This is a genomic window from Methyloversatilis sp. NSM2 (assembly GCF_038066675.1).
GTDB classification, from domain to species: Bacteria; Pseudomonadota; Gammaproteobacteria; order Burkholderiales; family Rhodocyclaceae; genus Methyloversatilis; species Methyloversatilis discipulorum_A.
Map to the genome: position 1 here is coordinate 479,251 of NZ_JBBUKV010000005.1, position 15,543 is coordinate 494,793.

The 15,543-nt window shown below is 66.6% G+C and carries 12 protein-coding genes and 1 tRNA gene; 5 read left to right on the plus strand and 8 right to left on the minus strand.

Annotation, left to right across the window (positions count from 1 at the left end):
• Nucleotides 1–120 precede the first annotated feature (120 nt).
• Together rpoD and WJU27_RS13140 are read left to right on the plus strand one after the other, a co-directional pair.
• Nucleotides 121–2,142 carry an RNA polymerase sigma factor RpoD gene (gene rpoD / locus WJU27_RS13135; protein ID WP_019915415.1) on the plus strand — a complete coding sequence of 674 codons (2,022 nt, stop codon included), beginning with the start codon at nucleotides 121–123 and terminating at the stop codon, nucleotides 2,140–2,142.
• Between the two features lie 57 nt (nucleotides 2,143–2,199).
• The gene (locus WJU27_RS13140) at nucleotides 2,200–2,631 is read left to right on the plus strand and encodes a CBS domain-containing protein (protein ID WP_341422383.1); all 432 of its coding nucleotides are present in this window, start codon (nucleotides 2,200–2,202) and stop codon (nucleotides 2,629–2,631) included.
• 39 nt (nucleotides 2,632–2,670) lie between these two features.
• Here WJU27_RS13140 and WJU27_RS13145 read toward each other — a convergent pair whose 3' ends face one another.
• Nucleotides 2,671–3,831 (minus strand): alkaline phosphatase family protein, encoded by a 1,161-nt coding sequence (locus tag WJU27_RS13145; RefSeq protein WP_341422384.1) that lies wholly within the window; start codon nucleotides 3,829–3,831, stop codon nucleotides 2,671–2,673.
• Nucleotides 3,832–3,907: 76 nt separating this feature from the next.
• On the opposite strand from WJU27_RS13145, the gene WJU27_RS13150 reads away from it, so the two are divergent.
• A tRNA-Ile gene (locus WJU27_RS13150) sits at nucleotides 3,908–3,986 on the plus strand.
• A 160-nt stretch (nucleotides 3,987–4,146) separates the two neighbouring features.
• Entirely contained in the window at nucleotides 4,147–4,917 is a 771-nt protein-coding gene (locus WJU27_RS13155) for an MBL fold metallo-hydrolase (protein WP_020163302.1), read from the plus strand.
• A gap of 20 nt (nucleotides 4,918–4,937) precedes the next feature.
• Here WJU27_RS13155 and WJU27_RS13160 read toward each other — a convergent pair whose 3' ends face one another.
• The 4 genes from WJU27_RS13160 to WJU27_RS13175 all read right to left on the minus strand — a co-directional run bounded on the left by WJU27_RS13160 (nucleotide 4,938) and on the right by WJU27_RS13175 (nucleotide 8,708).
• Complete coding sequence (locus WJU27_RS13160; RefSeq protein ID WP_341422385.1) at nucleotides 4,938–5,282, minus strand: BON domain-containing protein; 345 nt, start codon at nucleotides 5,280–5,282, stop codon at nucleotides 4,938–4,940.
• 183 nt (nucleotides 5,283–5,465) lie between these two features.
• Nucleotides 5,466–6,842: a sigma 54-interacting transcriptional regulator gene (locus WJU27_RS13165; RefSeq protein ID WP_020163300.1), complete on the minus strand. Its 1,377-nt coding sequence runs from the start codon at nucleotides 6,840–6,842 to the stop codon at nucleotides 5,466–5,468.
• Nucleotides 6,839–7,321 (minus strand): hypothetical protein, encoded by a 483-nt coding sequence (locus WJU27_RS13170; RefSeq protein WP_020163299.1) that lies wholly within the window; start codon nucleotides 7,319–7,321, stop codon nucleotides 6,839–6,841. The genes WJU27_RS13165 and WJU27_RS13170 overlap by 4 nt, the downstream gene beginning before the upstream one ends.
• On the minus strand, nucleotides 7,311–8,708 hold the full coding sequence (locus tag WJU27_RS13175) for a HAMP domain-containing sensor histidine kinase (RefSeq protein ID WP_296808622.1): 1,398 nt from the start codon (nucleotides 8,706–8,708) through the stop codon (nucleotides 7,311–7,313). The genes WJU27_RS13170 and WJU27_RS13175 overlap by 11 nt, the downstream gene beginning before the upstream one ends.
• 352 nt (nucleotides 8,709–9,060) lie before the next feature.
• Between WJU27_RS13175 and WJU27_RS13180 the strand changes: the two genes are divergently transcribed.
• Entirely contained in the window at nucleotides 9,061–9,642 is a 582-nt protein-coding gene (locus WJU27_RS13180; protein ID WP_020163297.1) for a bactofilin family protein, read from the plus strand.
• Nucleotides 9,643–9,648: 6 nt separating this feature from the next.
• On the opposite strand, the gene WJU27_RS13185 is transcribed toward WJU27_RS13180, so the two are convergent.
• The 3 genes from WJU27_RS13185 to WJU27_RS13195 are packed head-to-tail and all read right to left on the minus strand — an operon-like array spanning nucleotide 9,649 to nucleotide 15,439.
• Nucleotides 9,649–11,091: an efflux transporter outer membrane subunit gene (locus tag WJU27_RS13185; protein WP_296808615.1), complete on the minus strand. Its 1,443-nt coding sequence runs from the start codon at nucleotides 11,089–11,091 to the stop codon at nucleotides 9,649–9,651.
• On the minus strand, nucleotides 11,088–14,201 hold the full coding sequence (locus tag WJU27_RS13190; protein ID WP_020163295.1) for an efflux RND transporter permease subunit: 3,114 nt from the start codon (nucleotides 14,199–14,201) through the stop codon (nucleotides 11,088–11,090). The genes WJU27_RS13185 and WJU27_RS13190 overlap by 4 nt, the downstream gene beginning before the upstream one ends.
• Nucleotides 14,202–14,215: 14 nt before the next feature.
• A complete protein-coding gene (locus WJU27_RS13195; RefSeq protein ID WP_341422386.1) occupies nucleotides 14,216–15,439 on the minus strand; it encodes an efflux RND transporter periplasmic adaptor subunit in 1,224 nt (407 codons plus the stop codon).
• Nucleotides 15,440–15,543 lie beyond the last annotated feature (104 nt).

A 15,543-nucleotide genomic window follows, 5' to 3' on the forward strand; every position in this document is an offset into this window, starting at 1 on the left:
ATAGGTCGGGCTCATTGCCGGCCCGGTACGACGGGGTCCTGTGCGCAGGCGGACGGCAATCCGGTGAGGGTTTTGCCTTGCCAGGTTCGCCGCTGGTTACACGCAGATCTGAGGATATACATGGTCGCCAAGGACAAGTCGAAGGATACACGCAAGCAGGCTGAAGTCGCAGAAAAGCCTGTTGCAGCCGCAAAGCCCGTCACCGCCCGCGGTGCAAAGGCCGCCAAAGACGCCAAAGCCAAGGATCTGAAAGCGAAGGCGGGTTCCGCCGAAGCGAACGCCCTGCCGATGGACGCCGATCAGCGTCGCCTGCGTCTGAAGACGCTGATTGCGCTGGGCAAGGAACGCGGTTACCTCACCTACGCCGAAATCAACGATCACCTGCCGGACGACATCGTCGACGCCGAGCAGATCGAATCCATCATTTCGACCTTCAACGACATGGGCATCCGTGTCTTCGACGAAGCCCCCGCTTCGGAAGACCTGCTCATGGGCGAGAACGCGCCGGCCGTGGTCGACGCGTCGGAAGTCGAAGAGGAAGCCGAACAGGCGCTGTCGACGGTCGAATCGGAATTCGGTCGCACGACCGATCCGGTGCGCATGTACATGCGTGAAATGGGTACGGTCGAACTGCTGACGCGTGAGGGCGAGATCGAGATCGCCAAGCGCATCGAGGACGGCCTGCGCCACATGATCCAGGCGATTTCCGCCTGCCCGACGACCATTGCCGAAATCCTCGACATGGCCGATCGCGTCGCGCGCGAAGAGATGCGCATCGACGAACTGATCGACGGCCTGATCGACCCGAACGCGGTCGAGGAAGAGGAAGAAGCGGCCGCCAGTGCCGAAGCGTCCGACGAAGAGGACGAGGACAGCGACGAAGAGGACGAGGACGGCGAAGGTGGCGCGATGAGCGCTTCGCTGATCCAGCTCAAGGCCGATGCGCTGGAGCGCTTCGAAAGCATCCGTGCGCTGTACACGAAGATGCAGTCGACGCTGGACAAGAAGGGCTCGCAGGACAAGACCTATCTGAAGCTGCAGAAGCAGCTGTCGGACGAGCTGATGAACATCCGCTTCACCGCGCGCATGATCGAGAAGCTGTGCGACTCGGTGCGCAACATGGTCGAATCGGCGCGCAAGCACGAGCGCAAGATCCTCGAACTGTGCGTGGACAAGGGCAATATGCCGCGTGCCCACTTCATCAAGGTGTTCCCGGGCAACGAGGTGAACATCGACTGGCTGAAGGGCGAAATCACCGCCGCCAAGTCGAATGGCGCGCAGCTGCTGCGTGCCGCCCCGGCCATCATCGAGGAACAGGGCAAGCTGATCGACATCCAGGACCGCATCGGCCTGCCGCTGAAGGAACTGAAGGACATCAACAAGCAGATGTCCACCGGCGAAGCCAAGATGCGTCGCGCCAAGCGCGAGATGACCGAAGCCAACCTGCGTCTGGTGATCTCGATCGCGAAGAAGTACACCAACCGCGGCCTGCAGTTCCTCGACCTGATCCAGGAAGGCAATATCGGCCTGATGAAGGCGGTGGACAAGTTCGAATACCGTCGCGGCTACAAATTCTCGACCTATGCGACCTGGTGGATCCGTCAGGCCATCACGCGTTCGATTGCCGATCAGGCGCGCACCATCCGCATCCCGGTGCACATGATCGAAACGATCAACAAGATGAACCGCATTTCGCGCCAGATCCTGCAGGAAACCGGTGCCGAGCCGGATCCGGCGACGCTGGCCATCCGCATGGAAATGCCGGAAGAGAAGATCCGCAAGATCCTGAAGATCAGCAAGGAGCCGATCTCGATGGAAACGCCGATCGGCGACGACGACGATTCCCATCTGGGCGACTTCATCGAGGACACCGCGACGCTGGCACCGACCGACGCTGCGCTGTTCGCCAGCCTGCGCGACATCACGAAGGAAGTGCTGGACAGCCTGACGCCGAGGGAAGCCAAGGTACTGCGCATGCGCTTCGGCATCGAAATGAACACCGACCACACGCTGGAAGAAGTGGGCAAGCAGTTCGATGTGACGCGCGAGCGCATCCGTCAAATCGAAGCAAAGGCGCTGCGCAAGCTGCGTCACCCGTCGCGCAGCGAAAAACTGCGTAGCTTCCTCGACACGGAAACCTGATTTTCGTGTGAAACTTGAGCGACCCCATCGTCACGGAAAACAACAGGGAGGCCTACCGTGAAGACCATCGCTCAGGTGATTGAAGGCAAGCAGGGTCCGATCGCGACCGTCGAAGCGGACAACACGGTCATCAGCGCGCTGCGCGTGATGGCCAATCGCGGCATCGGTGCCGTGCTGGTGACCGACAACGGTGCGCTGGCCGGCATCTTTTCCGAGCGCGACTATGCGCGCAAGGTAGTGCTGCAGGGCAAGGATTCGGCCACCACGCCGGTGCGCGACATCATGACCAGCAAGCTCATCCACGTGACGCCGGACATGACGGTCGATCAGGCGATGCAGCTGATGAGCGACAAGCGCATCCGTCACCTGCCGGTGCTGGATGCCGCCGGATCACTGGTCGGTGTCGTGTCCATCGGCGACATGGTCAAGGAAACGATCGAGTACCAGCAGTTCCTGATCAAGCAGCTCGAAAGCTACATCGCGAGCTGACCTTCACGACGGGAGCGCGAGCGCGCTCCCGTATGTCTTTCAGAGCACCTTCCCCACCAGCGGCACCCTCATTTCCGCTTCGCTCGTGCCGCCATGCACGCCGATCAGCCGGTGCGCACGTTCGCCCGGCACGGTGTCGCGCAAGGTCCAGTCCGCCTTCATTTCCAGCGTGTAGTCACCAATCCGCTCAAGCAGGCGCGGATGCGGCTCGCCCGGACCGAAGCGCCCTGCTGCGACGAGATCGCTCGATCGCCACGGGATGCAGGCGCTGTCCAGTGCCTGCAGCGCGCGTTCGAAATCGCGCGCACGGCCAGGTTTCAGCTGACAGAACACGGCGCGCCGCTCACCCGACAGCGGGCCGGCGAGACAGTCGGCCAGCGACGGCAGCTGCTCGAGTTCGATCAGGCGCTCCGCGGGTGCATCGATGAAGCCGTGGTCGGCCGTCACCAGCAACTGCACGTCGCAGCCCGCCATCGTCCCGGCCCAGGCAGCCAGCGCAGCGTCTGCCGCGCACAGCAGTTCGCGCGCGCTGTCCGACGCACAGCCGCGCACATGAGCGCAATGATCGAAGTCCGGCCAGTAGGCATAGACGTAAGCGGGCGGTGACGGTGTGCGCAGCGCCTCGGTCAGCGCGGCGAGCATGCCCTCAAGCCCGGCATAGCCGACGACCTCCGCGCCTGCACTGTGCAGCGTGTTGAACGGCGAGTGCGCGATGTCGGCGGGCGAGATCACCCGTGACGGGCCGGGCAGCGACGCGAACACGGACGGCGCCCGGCACACCCTCGCCAGCACCTCCTCCTGCGAACAGGGCAGATCGCCATCGCCGCGCAGCGTGACCGGCAGGATGGCGAGCACGCGGCCATCCAGGCCCGGTTCGGTACAACGCAGGTGCCAGCCGGTCAGCCCATGCACTGCCGGCGGCCGGGCTGTCATGAAGGTGGTGATGGCCGCTGCGGTGGTCGATGGGAACACCGAGGTCAGCGTCGCCATGCAGTGACGGCGCAGGAAACCATCCTCGGGCAGCAGTTCGAGCTGCTTCATGCCGACGCCGTCGAGCACCAGCAACACGACGCTGCGCGCGCCACGCCAGGCTGACGCGTCGACATCGCGCAAGCCCGTGCCGGCGCTCTTGCCGCCACATGCGCGCACCACATCCTGCATCAGGTCGGCGATCGACCCACCCTCGAAATCCGGCCACATCGCCCGCCACCCTCCTCCGAAACCCGCTCCGCAGGCCCCGATACGGCGCCCCTTTGCTATAGTACCGCTCCCTTCCGGGCCTCTAGCTCATGCTTGGTTAGAGCAGCGGACTCATAATCCGTTGGTGCTGGGTTCGACTCCCAGGGGGCCCACCAGATCGCCCGCCCCAGCCCGCACACGGCTGGGGCCCCCCGCTCCGGGCGCCCGCCCATTGATCGTCATCAAGCCCCCCGCTGCCAGCGCCTAAAAGCCCGCCGATTTGCGGCACACTGTCGCCTTCGTAATCAGTCGGCATTTCGTCAAGGGGTATGGGCAATGGCAGTCGAACTGTTCAACAACGGCAAGCACGTCTGCCTGGCCTTCTACGATCTGGTCGACGAAGGCGCCGACCACGCAGTGCAGTGCAACCAGTTCCTGGTGGTTGATGGCGAACACGGCGCATTGATCGACCCCGGCGGCAACATGACCTACACCGGGTTGATGATGGCGATGCAGCGCTATTTCCCGTCCAAGGACCTCGATCTCATCCTCGCCTCGCACGCCGACCCGGACATCATCGCGTCGATGAACAAATGGATGGTCAGCACCTCGTGCAAGGTGATGATTTCGAAGCTGTGGGCGCGCTTCCTGCCGCATTTCACGACCGGTCGCGACTACACGGCGCGCATCATTCCGATCCCCGACGAAGGCATGCGCATTCCGCTCGGCGGCATGGAAATGCTGGCGCTGCCGGCACACTTCATGCACTCGGAAGGCAATTTCCAGTTCTACGACCCGGTGTCGAAAATCCTGTTCTCCGGCGACATGGGCGCCTCGATGATCGGTCACAGCGAAGCGCTGCCGCCGGTCAGCGATTTTGACGCGCACATTCCGCACATGTTCGGCTTCCACCGCCGCTACATGGTGTCGAACAAGATCTGCCGCTACTGGGCCAGCATGGTGCGCGGGCTCGACATCGACATGATCGTGCCGCAGCACGGCGCCCGCTTCGAGGGCAAGGCGATGGTGAAGCGCTTCGTCGACTGGATAGAGAATCTGCCCTGCGGCGTCGACCTGATGACGCAGGCGCACTACAAGGCGCCCTGAACCGGCGCGCCGGAGCGTACTCAGCGCCCGGCCACTTCCAGCGCGTTGTCGACAGCGCGCACGCCGGGTACCGCCATAGCGGTCTGCAGCGCGCGCGCCAGTTGCGACGCGTCGCGCACGACCCCGCTCAAGGTCACGCGTCCATCGCGGGCGCTCACCGCGACATAGCAGCCGTTCAAGGCCTCGTCGGCGCCGAGCGCGCCCTTGATCGCCTCCTGCAGGCCACGGTCGCGATCATCGGCGACCGGATCGCGCGACGTCGCCTGCGTGGCGGCGACCAGACTGGCCGCCTGAGCGGGAGAGCAGATCGAGTAGGCGATCGCTGTCGTGGTGAGCAGGGTCGCAATGGACTGGCGGGTGATCATGGTCTGCCTCCGTATCTGTTGTAGCGGCGTACTCCGGCCGGCGGGAGTGCCCGCCTCAGCACACGCCATGCCACACCTCGCCTGCTTTTGAATTCAGATACTTGGGACGTGCAGCACACACTGCGCGTCGGGCTGCGGCGACGCCCGCACGGCACCCGGTCGCGGCCCCTTGCGCAGCGCCGGTCAGGCCTGTCGCATCTCGGCGACATCGCCCCGGAACAGGCCCGGGTTCAGGTCGTAGCGCTGCAGCAGGCGGTAGAACTCGGTGCGGTTGCGGCCGGCGATGCGCGCCGCGTCGGTCACGTTGCCGGCGGTGAGCTTGAGCAGCTGTACCAGGTAATTGCGCTCGAAGCGCTGCTTCGCCTCGGCGTAGCCCAGCGCTTCCATCGGCCTCACACGCAGCGCGCGATCGACCAGCGCCCGCGGCACCAGCGGCGTAGTGGCCAGCGCGCATGCCTGTTCGACCACGTTCTGCAATTGCCGCACATTGCCGGCCCAGTGCGCGGTCGCCAGCGCCTCCAGCGCGTCGGGCGCGAAGCCGCGCAAGCGCTTGCCGTACTTCTTTGCCAGCGTGCGCAGGAAATGCTCGGCCAGCAGCGGAATGTCCTCGCGCCGCTCGGACAGTGGAGGCAGCGTCAGCGTGACCACGTTGATGCGGTAATACAGGTCTTCACGGAACTGCCCTTGCGCGAGCAGCGCATCGAGATCGCAGTGGGTGGCCGACACGATGCGCACATCGACCGGCTCGGCCTGCGTCGCGCCGACCGGCCGAACCGCCCGCTCCTGCAGCACGCGCAGCAGCTTCACCTGCAACGCCGGCGGCATGTCGCCGATCTCGTCGAGAAACAACGTACCGCCGTGTGCTGCACGGAACAGGCCGGTGTGACGGGCGACCGCGCCGCTGAAGGCGCCACGTTCGTGACCGAACAGTTCGGATTCGAGCAGCGCGTCCGGTATCGCGCTGCAGTTGATGGCGACGAAAGGCGCCTGCGCGCGCGGGCTGGCGCGGTGCAGGGCACGCGCCAGCAGTTCCTTGCCGGTGCCACTGTCACCGCGTATCAGCACGCTGGCATCGGAGGCGGCGACCAGCCGCGCCTCGTCGAGCAGTGATTCCATCCGCGCACTGCGGCTGATGAAGCCGTCTCGCCAGCCGGCGTCGATCGCCGTCGCCGCACCGGCCGGAGCGGCATGCGACAGCGCCTGCGCGATGCGGTCGAGCAGTGAGGCGCTGTCGAAAGGTTTGGTCAGATAACCGGCGACGCCGCGCGAGGTCGCTTCCACCGCATCGGGAATGCTGCCGTGCGCAGTCAGCAGGATGACCGGCAGTGCCGGGTGCTGCGCACGGATGTCGTCGAACAGCGCGAGCCCGTCGCGGTCCGGCAGGCGCACGTCGCTCAGGACCAGACTGAAGCGCTCCACCGCCAGCCGAGTCAGCGCCGCTTCGGCCGTTTCGGCGGTGCTGACTCGATAGCCGCTGGCCTTCAGCCGCAGCGACAGCAGACGCAGCAGATCGGTGTCGTCGTCGACCAGCAGCAGCTTGTGCTGCCCGTCCGCCCTCACCGCGGCACGCCGCGCGACGGAATGCGCGCGGGCGGCAGGCTGCGCTCGATGTCGGCGAGCGCGTCAAGCTTGCGCTGCAGTTCGTCCGCCCGCGCCTGACTGTCCTTCAGTTGCTGGCTGCTGCGCTCGAGTTGCTGCGTAAGCTTCACGTTGGCAGCGTCCAGCCGCTGGCGCTCTGTCACCTGTTCGAGCAGCGATTTCGCATAAGGCTGCACTGCCCGCGCCTCGTCGCTGGTAGAGGCGACCAGCGCCTCCAGCAGGGTGCGCGCGCGCGTCAGATTGCCGCCGCGCAGCTGCGCCGCCTGCATCGCCTGCTGCAACTGACGTTCCGCCGCGTTGGTCTGTGTTTCAGGCGCCGCTGGCTGCGGCGCCTCGGTCGTCACCGGCGCGGATGGTGCGGGCTTCACGCCGGCACAGGCGGCGAGCGACAGCGCAAGCACGATCGGTGTCAGACGGGTCAGACGGACGTCAGCTGGCATGGGGCAATTCGATCCTGAAGTGGGCGCCGCGCTCGGCCGGCAGTACCAGAGCCCGGCCACCGTGCGCGGCGATGAATTCACGCACGATGGCCAGTCCGAGGCCATTGCCCTTGTCCGGGCGCGGTGCGCGGCGGCTGCCGCGGAAGAAGGGTTCGAAGATGCGTTCGGTCTCGTCCGGCGCGACGCCCGGACCTTCGTCGATGCAGTCGATGCGCGTGGTGCCGCCATCGCTGCTCAGTTCGAGCCGCACCGTGCCACCGTGCGGGCTGAAGGCGATGCCGTTGGCCAGAAGGTTGGTCAGCGCGATGCGCAGCTTGGCGGCGTCGCCGCGCACCGGCGGCGCATAGCCGCTGACGTCGAGACGGATGTCCTTGGCCTGCGCCTGCAGCTTGAGGTCGGCCGCCACTTCGCGCGCCAGCGCACGCAGCGCGGTCGGCTTCAGTTCGAGGTGGCGGGCATCGAACTGCGTCGCGTTGTAGCCGATCAGCTGTTCGATGCGTTCCTGCAGTGCGCGTGCATTGGCATCGAGTATGCCGCTGACTTCGATCTGCTCGTCGCTGAGCCTGCCGGTCACGCCATCCTGCAGCAGCGCGATGCCCTCGCGCAGCGACGCGAGCGGCGTCTTCAGTTCGTGCGACACGTGGCGCAGCACGCGATTGCGATGGGTCTCGAGATCGGCCAGCCGCAATCGCAGCCATTCGAGCTTCTCGCCGAGCCGGCGCAGATCGGCCGGGCCGCCGACTTGCACCGGCGTCGAGAACTGTCCTTCGCCGAGGCGCGCGATTGCCTGCTCCACGCGCTTCAGTGGCCGCAATATCCACCAGCCGGTGGCCACCGCCAGCAGGAGCGCGAGAGCGATGGCCGCCAGCACCTGCGTCGCCAGCGTGTCGCGGCTCGACTCCAGCGTATCGAGCAGCGCCGCGTTGCGGCCATCGATGGCCTCGCGCACGCCAGCGGCGAGGCGATCATTGATAGTTGCAAGATCGGGCAACGCGTCGTCGACGGCGGCCTCGGCCGGCAGGTCGAACACGGCGCGCAACTGCGCTTCGGTACGGCGCCACGTATCCGCGTGCGGCGCGATCTGCGGCAAGGTCGCGGTCATCGTCGCCAGCGAGGCCAGCGCCTGGGTCTGAGCCTCGTCGTAGCGGAGACGCAGACCGTCGTCCCGCAGCACGGCGTATTGACGCGCGCTGCGCGCCATATCGAGCGAGCGTTCGTCGATCTGCTGCATCGCCGACGTCAGATTCAATGCGCCGCTGCCGGCCTCACGGCTGGCGCGGGCGAAGTCCTGCAGCATGATCCAGCCACTTGCTGCTGCGGCACCGAGCGCGCCGGCGATCAGCAGCACGGTCAGCAGCAGGGTGGTACGGAAGGATGCATGAGGCATGAGTCGAAGGATTTCCGGTGAACGTCCGAGTCTAGGCAGCCCGGACGCGGGCCACGGTAAGGTCCGGTAATGGAATGCAACAGAACGTTAAATCCGCAGCGACGAGGCGCCGTGTCGCCGAGCGGCGACACGGCGCAGCGCACGCCTTGATGCGCACTGCGCCCCCTTCGGCGCGGCCGACTGTCGCGCTGCGGCGACAGAATCGCGGGCCTTTGCGCCAGAGGCGCCGTGAAAGCTCGAATCGAAGCAAGTAAGCCATTGATTCAAAATCCGATTTATCACCAGGCACACGGCTTGCGAACGGTCGGTGCGCGCCGTGCCGCACGGTGCGAGCCACTTTCAAGGAGACGACATGTTCAACAAGCCCGGCCTGTTCCCGAAATCCACTGAATCCACGTTGCCGCGCACGATACGACCGGGCGGCGGCGGCACGTCCGGCAGCGGCATGACGGTGAGCACGACACCGTCGCCGGCCGCGCTGTCGCCGCAGCGCGACACCCCGGCGCCGCAGCCGTCGAAGCCGGAAGCGATGGAGCCCTCGCCCACCCACGGCAGCCGTCTCATCGTCGGCCCCGACGTGAAACTGCGCGGAGCGGAAATTCTCGATTGCGACACGCTGGTGGTCGAAGGCCGGGTCGAAGCAACGATGGACAGCCGCGTCATCCGCATCGCCGAAAACGGGGCCTACTCCGGCACCGTCAGCATCGACGTGGCGGAAATCCATGGCAATTTCGACGGCGAACTGACCGCGCGCGAACAACTCATCGTGCATGCCACCGGCCGCGTCAGCGGCAAGATCCGCTACGGCAAGATCCATATCGAGGAAGGCGGCGAAATCTCCGGCGACATTAAATCGCTGGCCAGCGCCGGCAAGGAAAAGCCGGTCGAGCGCAAGGCCGACGAGCCGCGGTCACTGACCGCGCTCGCCGGTTGAAGCGGATCAGCGGAAGGACGACGCTGCGGCGTCGTCCGGCGCGGCCCCAGCCTCCTCACCCCATCCGCCGCCCAGTGCGGCGTACAGGTTCACCACTTCGGCCAGCTGGCCCTGACGCGCGCGCACCAGCGCCAGCGACGCCTCGTTGGCGGTGCGCTGCGCATCGAGCACTTCGAGATAGCGCGAATAGCCCGCGTCGTAGCGCTTCTGCGCCAGGTGCAGGCTGCGCGCTGCGGCGTCGGACTGCGCCTGCAGTGCGCTCACGCTCTGCGCGTACTGTTCGGCAGCGACCAGTGCGTCTCGCACGTCGGTGAAGGCGTTGCGGATGGCCGAAACGTAGCCGGCCAGCGCCTGCTTCTGTTGTGCCGTGGCCTGATCGACACGGGCGCTGCGGCGACCGGCGTCGAACAGCGGCAGGTCGAGCGCAACGCCGAGCGACCAGATATTGGCCGGGCCGCTGAACAGGTCCGACAACTCGCGGCTCTGCGAACCGTAGTTGCCGGTCAGTGAAATCGACGGATAGAGCGCCGCCTTGGCGACCCCGATCTGCGCGTTGGCCGACGCCAGTTCCGCCTCCGCCTGTCGCACGTCGGGACGGGCGTCGAGCAGCGACGACGGCAGGCCGGCCGGCGGCAGCGGCGGCAGTGGCAGGCTGCGCAGGTCGCCGGCCTCGATGTGCATGCCCAGATTGCCGGTCAGCAGCGCGATCTGGTTTTCGGCGATGCCACGGCTGCGCGCCAGGTCAGCGATCTGCGCCTCGATCGCCGCGACCGCGCCGAGCGCCTGCTGCAGTTCGAGTTCGTTGGTAAGGCCACGCTCGACGCGGCTGCGCAGGATGTCCACGTTCTCGCGCCGCGTGGCCAGCGTGTCGCGCGACAGCACGAGCTGGGCGTCGAGCGCGCGCAGGTTCAGGTAGCCACCGACCACCTGGCTCACCAGCGTCAGTTCCACCGTGTCCTTCGCGTGCCGCGTACCGAGCGCCTGCGCACGCGCCGCCTCGCTGGCGCGGCGCAGCCGGCCCCAGAAATCGAGTTCGAACGAGGTCGAGATCGCCGTCTGGAAGCTGTTGCGGTAGAGCGGCGCGCCAGCCGGTATCGGTGCACCGACGCCGCTAATGCGCGAGCGGCTGGCAGAGGCGCCAAGGCCGACATCGGGGAACAGGGCCGCACCGGCTTCGCGCAGCAGCGCGTCGGCCTGTTCGATCCGTGCTGCGGCACGCTGCACGTCGGCGTTGTCGGCAAGCGCCCGTTCGACCAGCGTGTTCAGCGTGTCGTCGTTGAACTGCTTCCACCAGCCACGCGCAACGGCGACGGGCACCGCGTCCTGCGCCGGCGCGTACTGTGCCGGCAGATCGACCGTCGGGCGCACGTAGTCAGGGCCGACCATGCAGCCGGACAGCAGCGCGGCGCAGGCCAGCGCGAGCGGCGTTTTCAGGGCGGCGGGCATCATGCGGTCACCTCGTCGGCCGGGCTGTCGTCACGGCGCGCTGCCTTGCGGCCGGCCATCCAGCTGTAGAACATCGGAATGAATATCGTGGCGATGAAGGTGGCGGCCAGCATGCCACCGAACACGCCGGTACCCATCGAGCGGCGCGCCGCGGCGCCGGCGCCGGTGGCGGTGACCAGCGGCACCACGCCAAGGATGAAAGCCAGCGCCGTCATGCAGATCGGACGGAAGCGCAGTCGTGCAGCTTCCAGCGAGGCGGCGATGGCGTCCATGCCCTCCTGCTGCTTCTGCAGCGCGAACTCGACGATCAGGATGGCGTTCTTCGCCGCCAGACCGACCAGCACCACCAGACCGATCTGGAAGTAGATGTCGTTCGGCATGCCGCGCATCCATACCGCCAGCAGCGCGCCGAGGATGGCGAACGGAATGGCCATGATGACGGCCAGCGGCAGCGACCAGCGCTCGTACTGCGCAGCCAGGATCAGGAACACCATGATGATGCCGAAACCGAGCGCCAGCACCGAGGTGATGCCGGTGCGCTTCTCCTGGTAGGCCTGGCCCACCCACTCCAGCGTGTAGCCGGCCGGCAGCACCTGACGCGCCACCTCCTCGACCGCAGCGATGCCGTCGCCGGAACTGCGACCGGGGGCTGCATTGCCCAGAATCTTGGCGGCGACGAAGCCGTTGAAGCGTTCGACCATTTCCGGCCCGACCACGGTGCGTACGCTGATCACCGCCGACAGCGGAATCATCGCGCCCGAGCTCGACCGGACGTAGGGCTTGCCGAGGTCCTCCGGCTTCATCCGGTAGGGCGCGTCGGCGCCGAGCTGCACCTTGTAGGTCTTGCCCGAGCGGTTGAAGTCATTCACGTACAGCGTGCCCATCGTCGCCTGCAGCGTCGAATACAGCGCGTCGAGCGGAATGCCCAGCGACAGCGCCTTCGGCTCATCGACATCGACCGCGAGCTGCGGCGACGACACGCGGAAGAAGGTCTTCACGTCCACCAGCTCGGGCCGCTTGTTCAGCTCGGCGATCAGCTGGCCGGTGATGGCTGCCAGCTTGCGCGCATCGGAATCCTCGCGCGCCTGCACATAGGCCTCGAAACCACCGGCCGCACCCAGGCCCTGGATAGGCGGCGGATTGAAGATGAAGCCCATGCCGTCGCTCAGCTTCATGCCTTCGGCGGCGATCACCTTCTGCAGGTCGTCGGCCGTGGTCGTGCGGTCCTTCCACGGTTTCAGCACGACGAAGGTCATCGCCACGCTGGGCCGGTTGTTGCCGGTGATGAAGTCCATGCCGCGCACCATGAACACGTTCTCCACCGCCGGGTGGTCGTTGATCACGCGGCGGATCTTCTCGAACGACACTTCGGTCCGCTCGGCGGAGGCGCCGTCGGGCAGCGTGACAAAGCCGAACAGATAGCCCTGGTCCTCGGACGGCACGAAGGCGCCGGGCACGACGCGGAACATGAAGCCGGCGCCCGCGAACAGCAGCAACACCAGCAGCGTCGCCACGACGCGGTGGCGCAGCGTGGCGCCCACGGTGCCGGTGTACAGCCGGGTGAGCCACTCGAAGCCACGGTTGAACGGACGGAAGAACTTCACTTCGCCCTCGTGCTCCTTCAGCATCAGCGCGCACAGCGCGGGCGTCAGCGTCAATGCGACGACACCGGAGATCGACACCGAAATCGCCACCGTGGCGGCGAACTGCTGATAGAGCTGACCGGCGATGCCACCGAGGAAAGCCACCGGCACGAACACCGCGCACAGCACCAGCACCATCGCCACCAGCGCGCCCGACACCTCGCGCATCGCCGCCATCGACGCCTGCTTGGGTGGCAGCGCGTGTTCGCGCATCTGCCGCTCGACGTTCTCCAGCACGACGATGGCGTCATCGACCACGATGCCGATAGACAGCACCATCGCGAACAGCGTCAGCGTGTTGATCGAGAAGCCGAGCGCCCACAGGCCGGCGAAGGTGCCGACCAGCGACACCGGCACCGCGATCAGCGGAATCAGCGTGGCGCGCCAGTTCTGCAGGAACACCCACACCACCAGCACGACCAGCACGGTGGCCTCGGCCAGCGTGTGCACCACCTCCTTGATCGACTCGCTGATGAAACGCGTCGTGTCGTTCGGAATGATGAATTCGGTGCCTTCTGGCAGCCGCTGCGACAGTTCGTCGAGCTTGGCGCGCACCGCCTTGGCGGTGTCGAGCGCGTTGGCACCCGACTGCAGATAGACACCCATGCCGGACACCGGCGTGCCATTCACCTTGGTCGTGCGGTCGTAGTTCTCGGCACCCAGTTCGATGCGTGCGACATCCTTCAGCCGCACCACGCCACCCGGGCCGTCGGCGCGCAGGATGATGTTCTCGAACTGCGGAATGTCGAGCAGGCGGCCCTTTGCGGTCACCGTGTAGGTGAGCTGCTGGCCGTTGGTGACCGGCTCCTGACCGATGCGGCCGACCGCGTTCTGCGCGTTCTGCACGCGGATGGCGGCCGCCACTTCGGTGGTCGTGATGCCCAAGCGTGCCATCACGTCCGGCTTCAGCCAGACGCGCATCGCGTACGGCGCGTCGAAGGCGATCGCGTCACCGACGCCCGGCAGGCGGCGCAGCTCTTCCAGCACGTTCACCTGCACGTAATTGGTCAGGAACAGCGTGTCGCGCTGGCCGTCGGTCGACTTCAGCGCGGCGATCATCAGCAGGTTGTTCGAACGCTTGCGCACCACCAGGCCGGAGCGGCGCACGTCCTCCGGCAGCCGCGACTCGGCCACCGAAATGCGGTTGTTCACCGCGATCAGCGCGGTATCCGGATTGGTGCCCACCTCGAAGGTGAGCGTGATGGTGACCGTACCGTTCGAGGTCGATGTCGAGTTGAAGTACAGCAGGCCCTCGATGCCCGACAGCTGTTCCTCGATCGGTGCCGCCACCGTGCGCGCCAGCGTTTCCGAGTTGGCGCCCGGATAGGTTGCCGTGACGATGACGGTGGGCGGCGAAATTTCCGGGTACTGCGCGATCGGCAACGACAGCGAGGCCACCAGGCCCGCGATCATGATGACGATGGATATGACGCCCGAAAAGATAGGGCGATTGATGAAGAAGCGGGCCATGTGCGGGCGCTCCTTCAGGACTTCGCCGGCGGCGCAGCTTCACCCGCCGCGCGCGGCGCCACCGGCGCACCCGGTCGCAGCTTGATCAGGTTATCGACGATGACGCGGTCGCCAGCCTGCAGGCCGCCGGTCACCACCCAGTCCTTGCCCTGCCACTGACCGAGCTTGATCGGGCGCGGCTCCACCTTGCCTTCGGCATTCGCGAGCATCACCACCGGACCGCTTTCGGTCTGCGTGACCGCAGCCTGCGGCACCAGGAACACATTGTCGCGCTCACCGGCGATCACCCGTGCGCGGACGAACTGGCCGGGCAGCACGACGGCGTCGGCGTTGGCGAACTCGGCGCGCATTTCCAGCGTGCCCAGCGCCGGATCGATGCGGCTGGCGGAAAAATTGATGCGGCCGCGCTGCGGCAGGATGCTGCCGTCGGGCAGCTGCAGCTCGACCTCGCGGAAGCTCCGTACCGCGGCGCGCCCGCCCGGCACGCCGGCCAGGTCGTTGTCCGACAGGCTGAAGCGCACCCAGATCGGATTGATCTGCGCAATCGTGGTGAGCAGGCTGTCGCTGCCGGTATTCACCAGCGAACCTTCGGAGCGATGGGCACGACCGGTCACCCCGGCCACCGGCGCGGTTACCTGTGTGTAGCTCAGATTCAGTTCCGCCTCGCGCACCGCCGCTTCGGCCGACTTCACCGCGGCACGGGCCACGGCGCTGGCCGAGCGCGCGTCGTCGAATTCCTTCTGGCTGATCGCCTTCTCGTCCACCAGCCCGGTCAGGCGCTGCGCTTCACGCGCCGTCTGTTCCTCGACCGCCTGCGCTTCGGCCAGACGCGCCTTGGCCTGCGCCAGCGCGATCTCGAACGGAGCACGCTCGATGCGGAACAGCATCTGCCCGGCCTTGACCGGCTCGCCCTCGCGGAACAGCCACTTTTCGAGGATGCCGCTGACCCGCGCCCGCACTTCGACTTCGCGCGCACCTTCAGCCTGCGCCACCGCCTCGACCACCAGCGGCGCCTGCGTCGGCGCCACTTCGATCACCGTGACGGGCAAGGCCTGCGGCGCCGCGGCGGCCGGCTGCGCCGCCTTGTCGCCGCTGCAGGCGGACAGCAGCAGCGCAGCAGCAATCAGCACGACGAAACCGAAAGAGGTGTGGAGCGGAGAAAGTCGGCGTCCCGGGCGCACGGCCAGGCGGGAAATCGGACGCGAGGCGGGCACGGCGGCCGCGGAGCGGACAGGCATCGGGGAACTCTCCTGAATTCGGCCTGCAATTATATACAAGCACGAATGTTTGTAAATTTACCCCAGCCGGACTGCGCGACGCGCGGCCGGCGAACTGTCACTGA

Excerpts from the sequence above, each read along its gene's own strand:
- rpoD (WP_019915415.1), top strand. The coding sequence starts at position 121 with ATGGTCGCCAAGGACAAGTCGAAGGATACACGCAAGCAGGCTGAAGTC.
- WJU27_RS13145 (WP_341422384.1), bottom strand. The coding sequence starts at position 3,831 with ATGTGGCCGGATTTCGAGGGTGGGTCGATCGCCGACCTGATGCAGGAT.
- WJU27_RS13155 (WP_020163302.1), top strand. The coding sequence starts at position 4,147 with ATGGCAGTCGAACTGTTCAACAACGGCAAGCACGTCTGCCTGGCCTTC.
- WJU27_RS13160 (WP_341422385.1), bottom strand. The coding sequence starts at position 5,282 with ATGATCACCCGCCAGTCCATTGCGACCCTGCTCACCACGACAGCGATC.
- WJU27_RS13170 (WP_020163299.1), bottom strand. The coding sequence starts at position 7,321 with ATGCCAGCTGACGTCCGTCTGACCCGTCTGACACCGATCGTGCTTGCG.
- WJU27_RS13175 (WP_296808622.1), bottom strand. The coding sequence starts at position 8,708 with ATGCCTCATGCATCCTTCCGTACCACCCTGCTGCTGACCGTGCTGCTG.
- WJU27_RS13180 (WP_020163297.1), top strand. The coding sequence starts at position 9,061 with ATGTTCAACAAGCCCGGCCTGTTCCCGAAATCCACTGAATCCACGTTG.
- WJU27_RS13185 (WP_296808615.1), bottom strand. The coding sequence starts at position 11,091 with ATGATGCCCGCCGCCCTGAAAACGCCGCTCGCGCTGGCCTGCGCCGCG.
- WJU27_RS13190 (WP_020163295.1), bottom strand. The coding sequence starts at position 14,201 with ATGGCCCGCTTCTTCATCAATCGCCCTATCTTTTCGGGCGTCATATCC.
- WJU27_RS13195 (WP_341422386.1), bottom strand. The coding sequence starts at position 15,439 with ATGCCTGTCCGCTCCGCGGCCGCCGTGCCCGCCTCGCGTCCGATTTCC.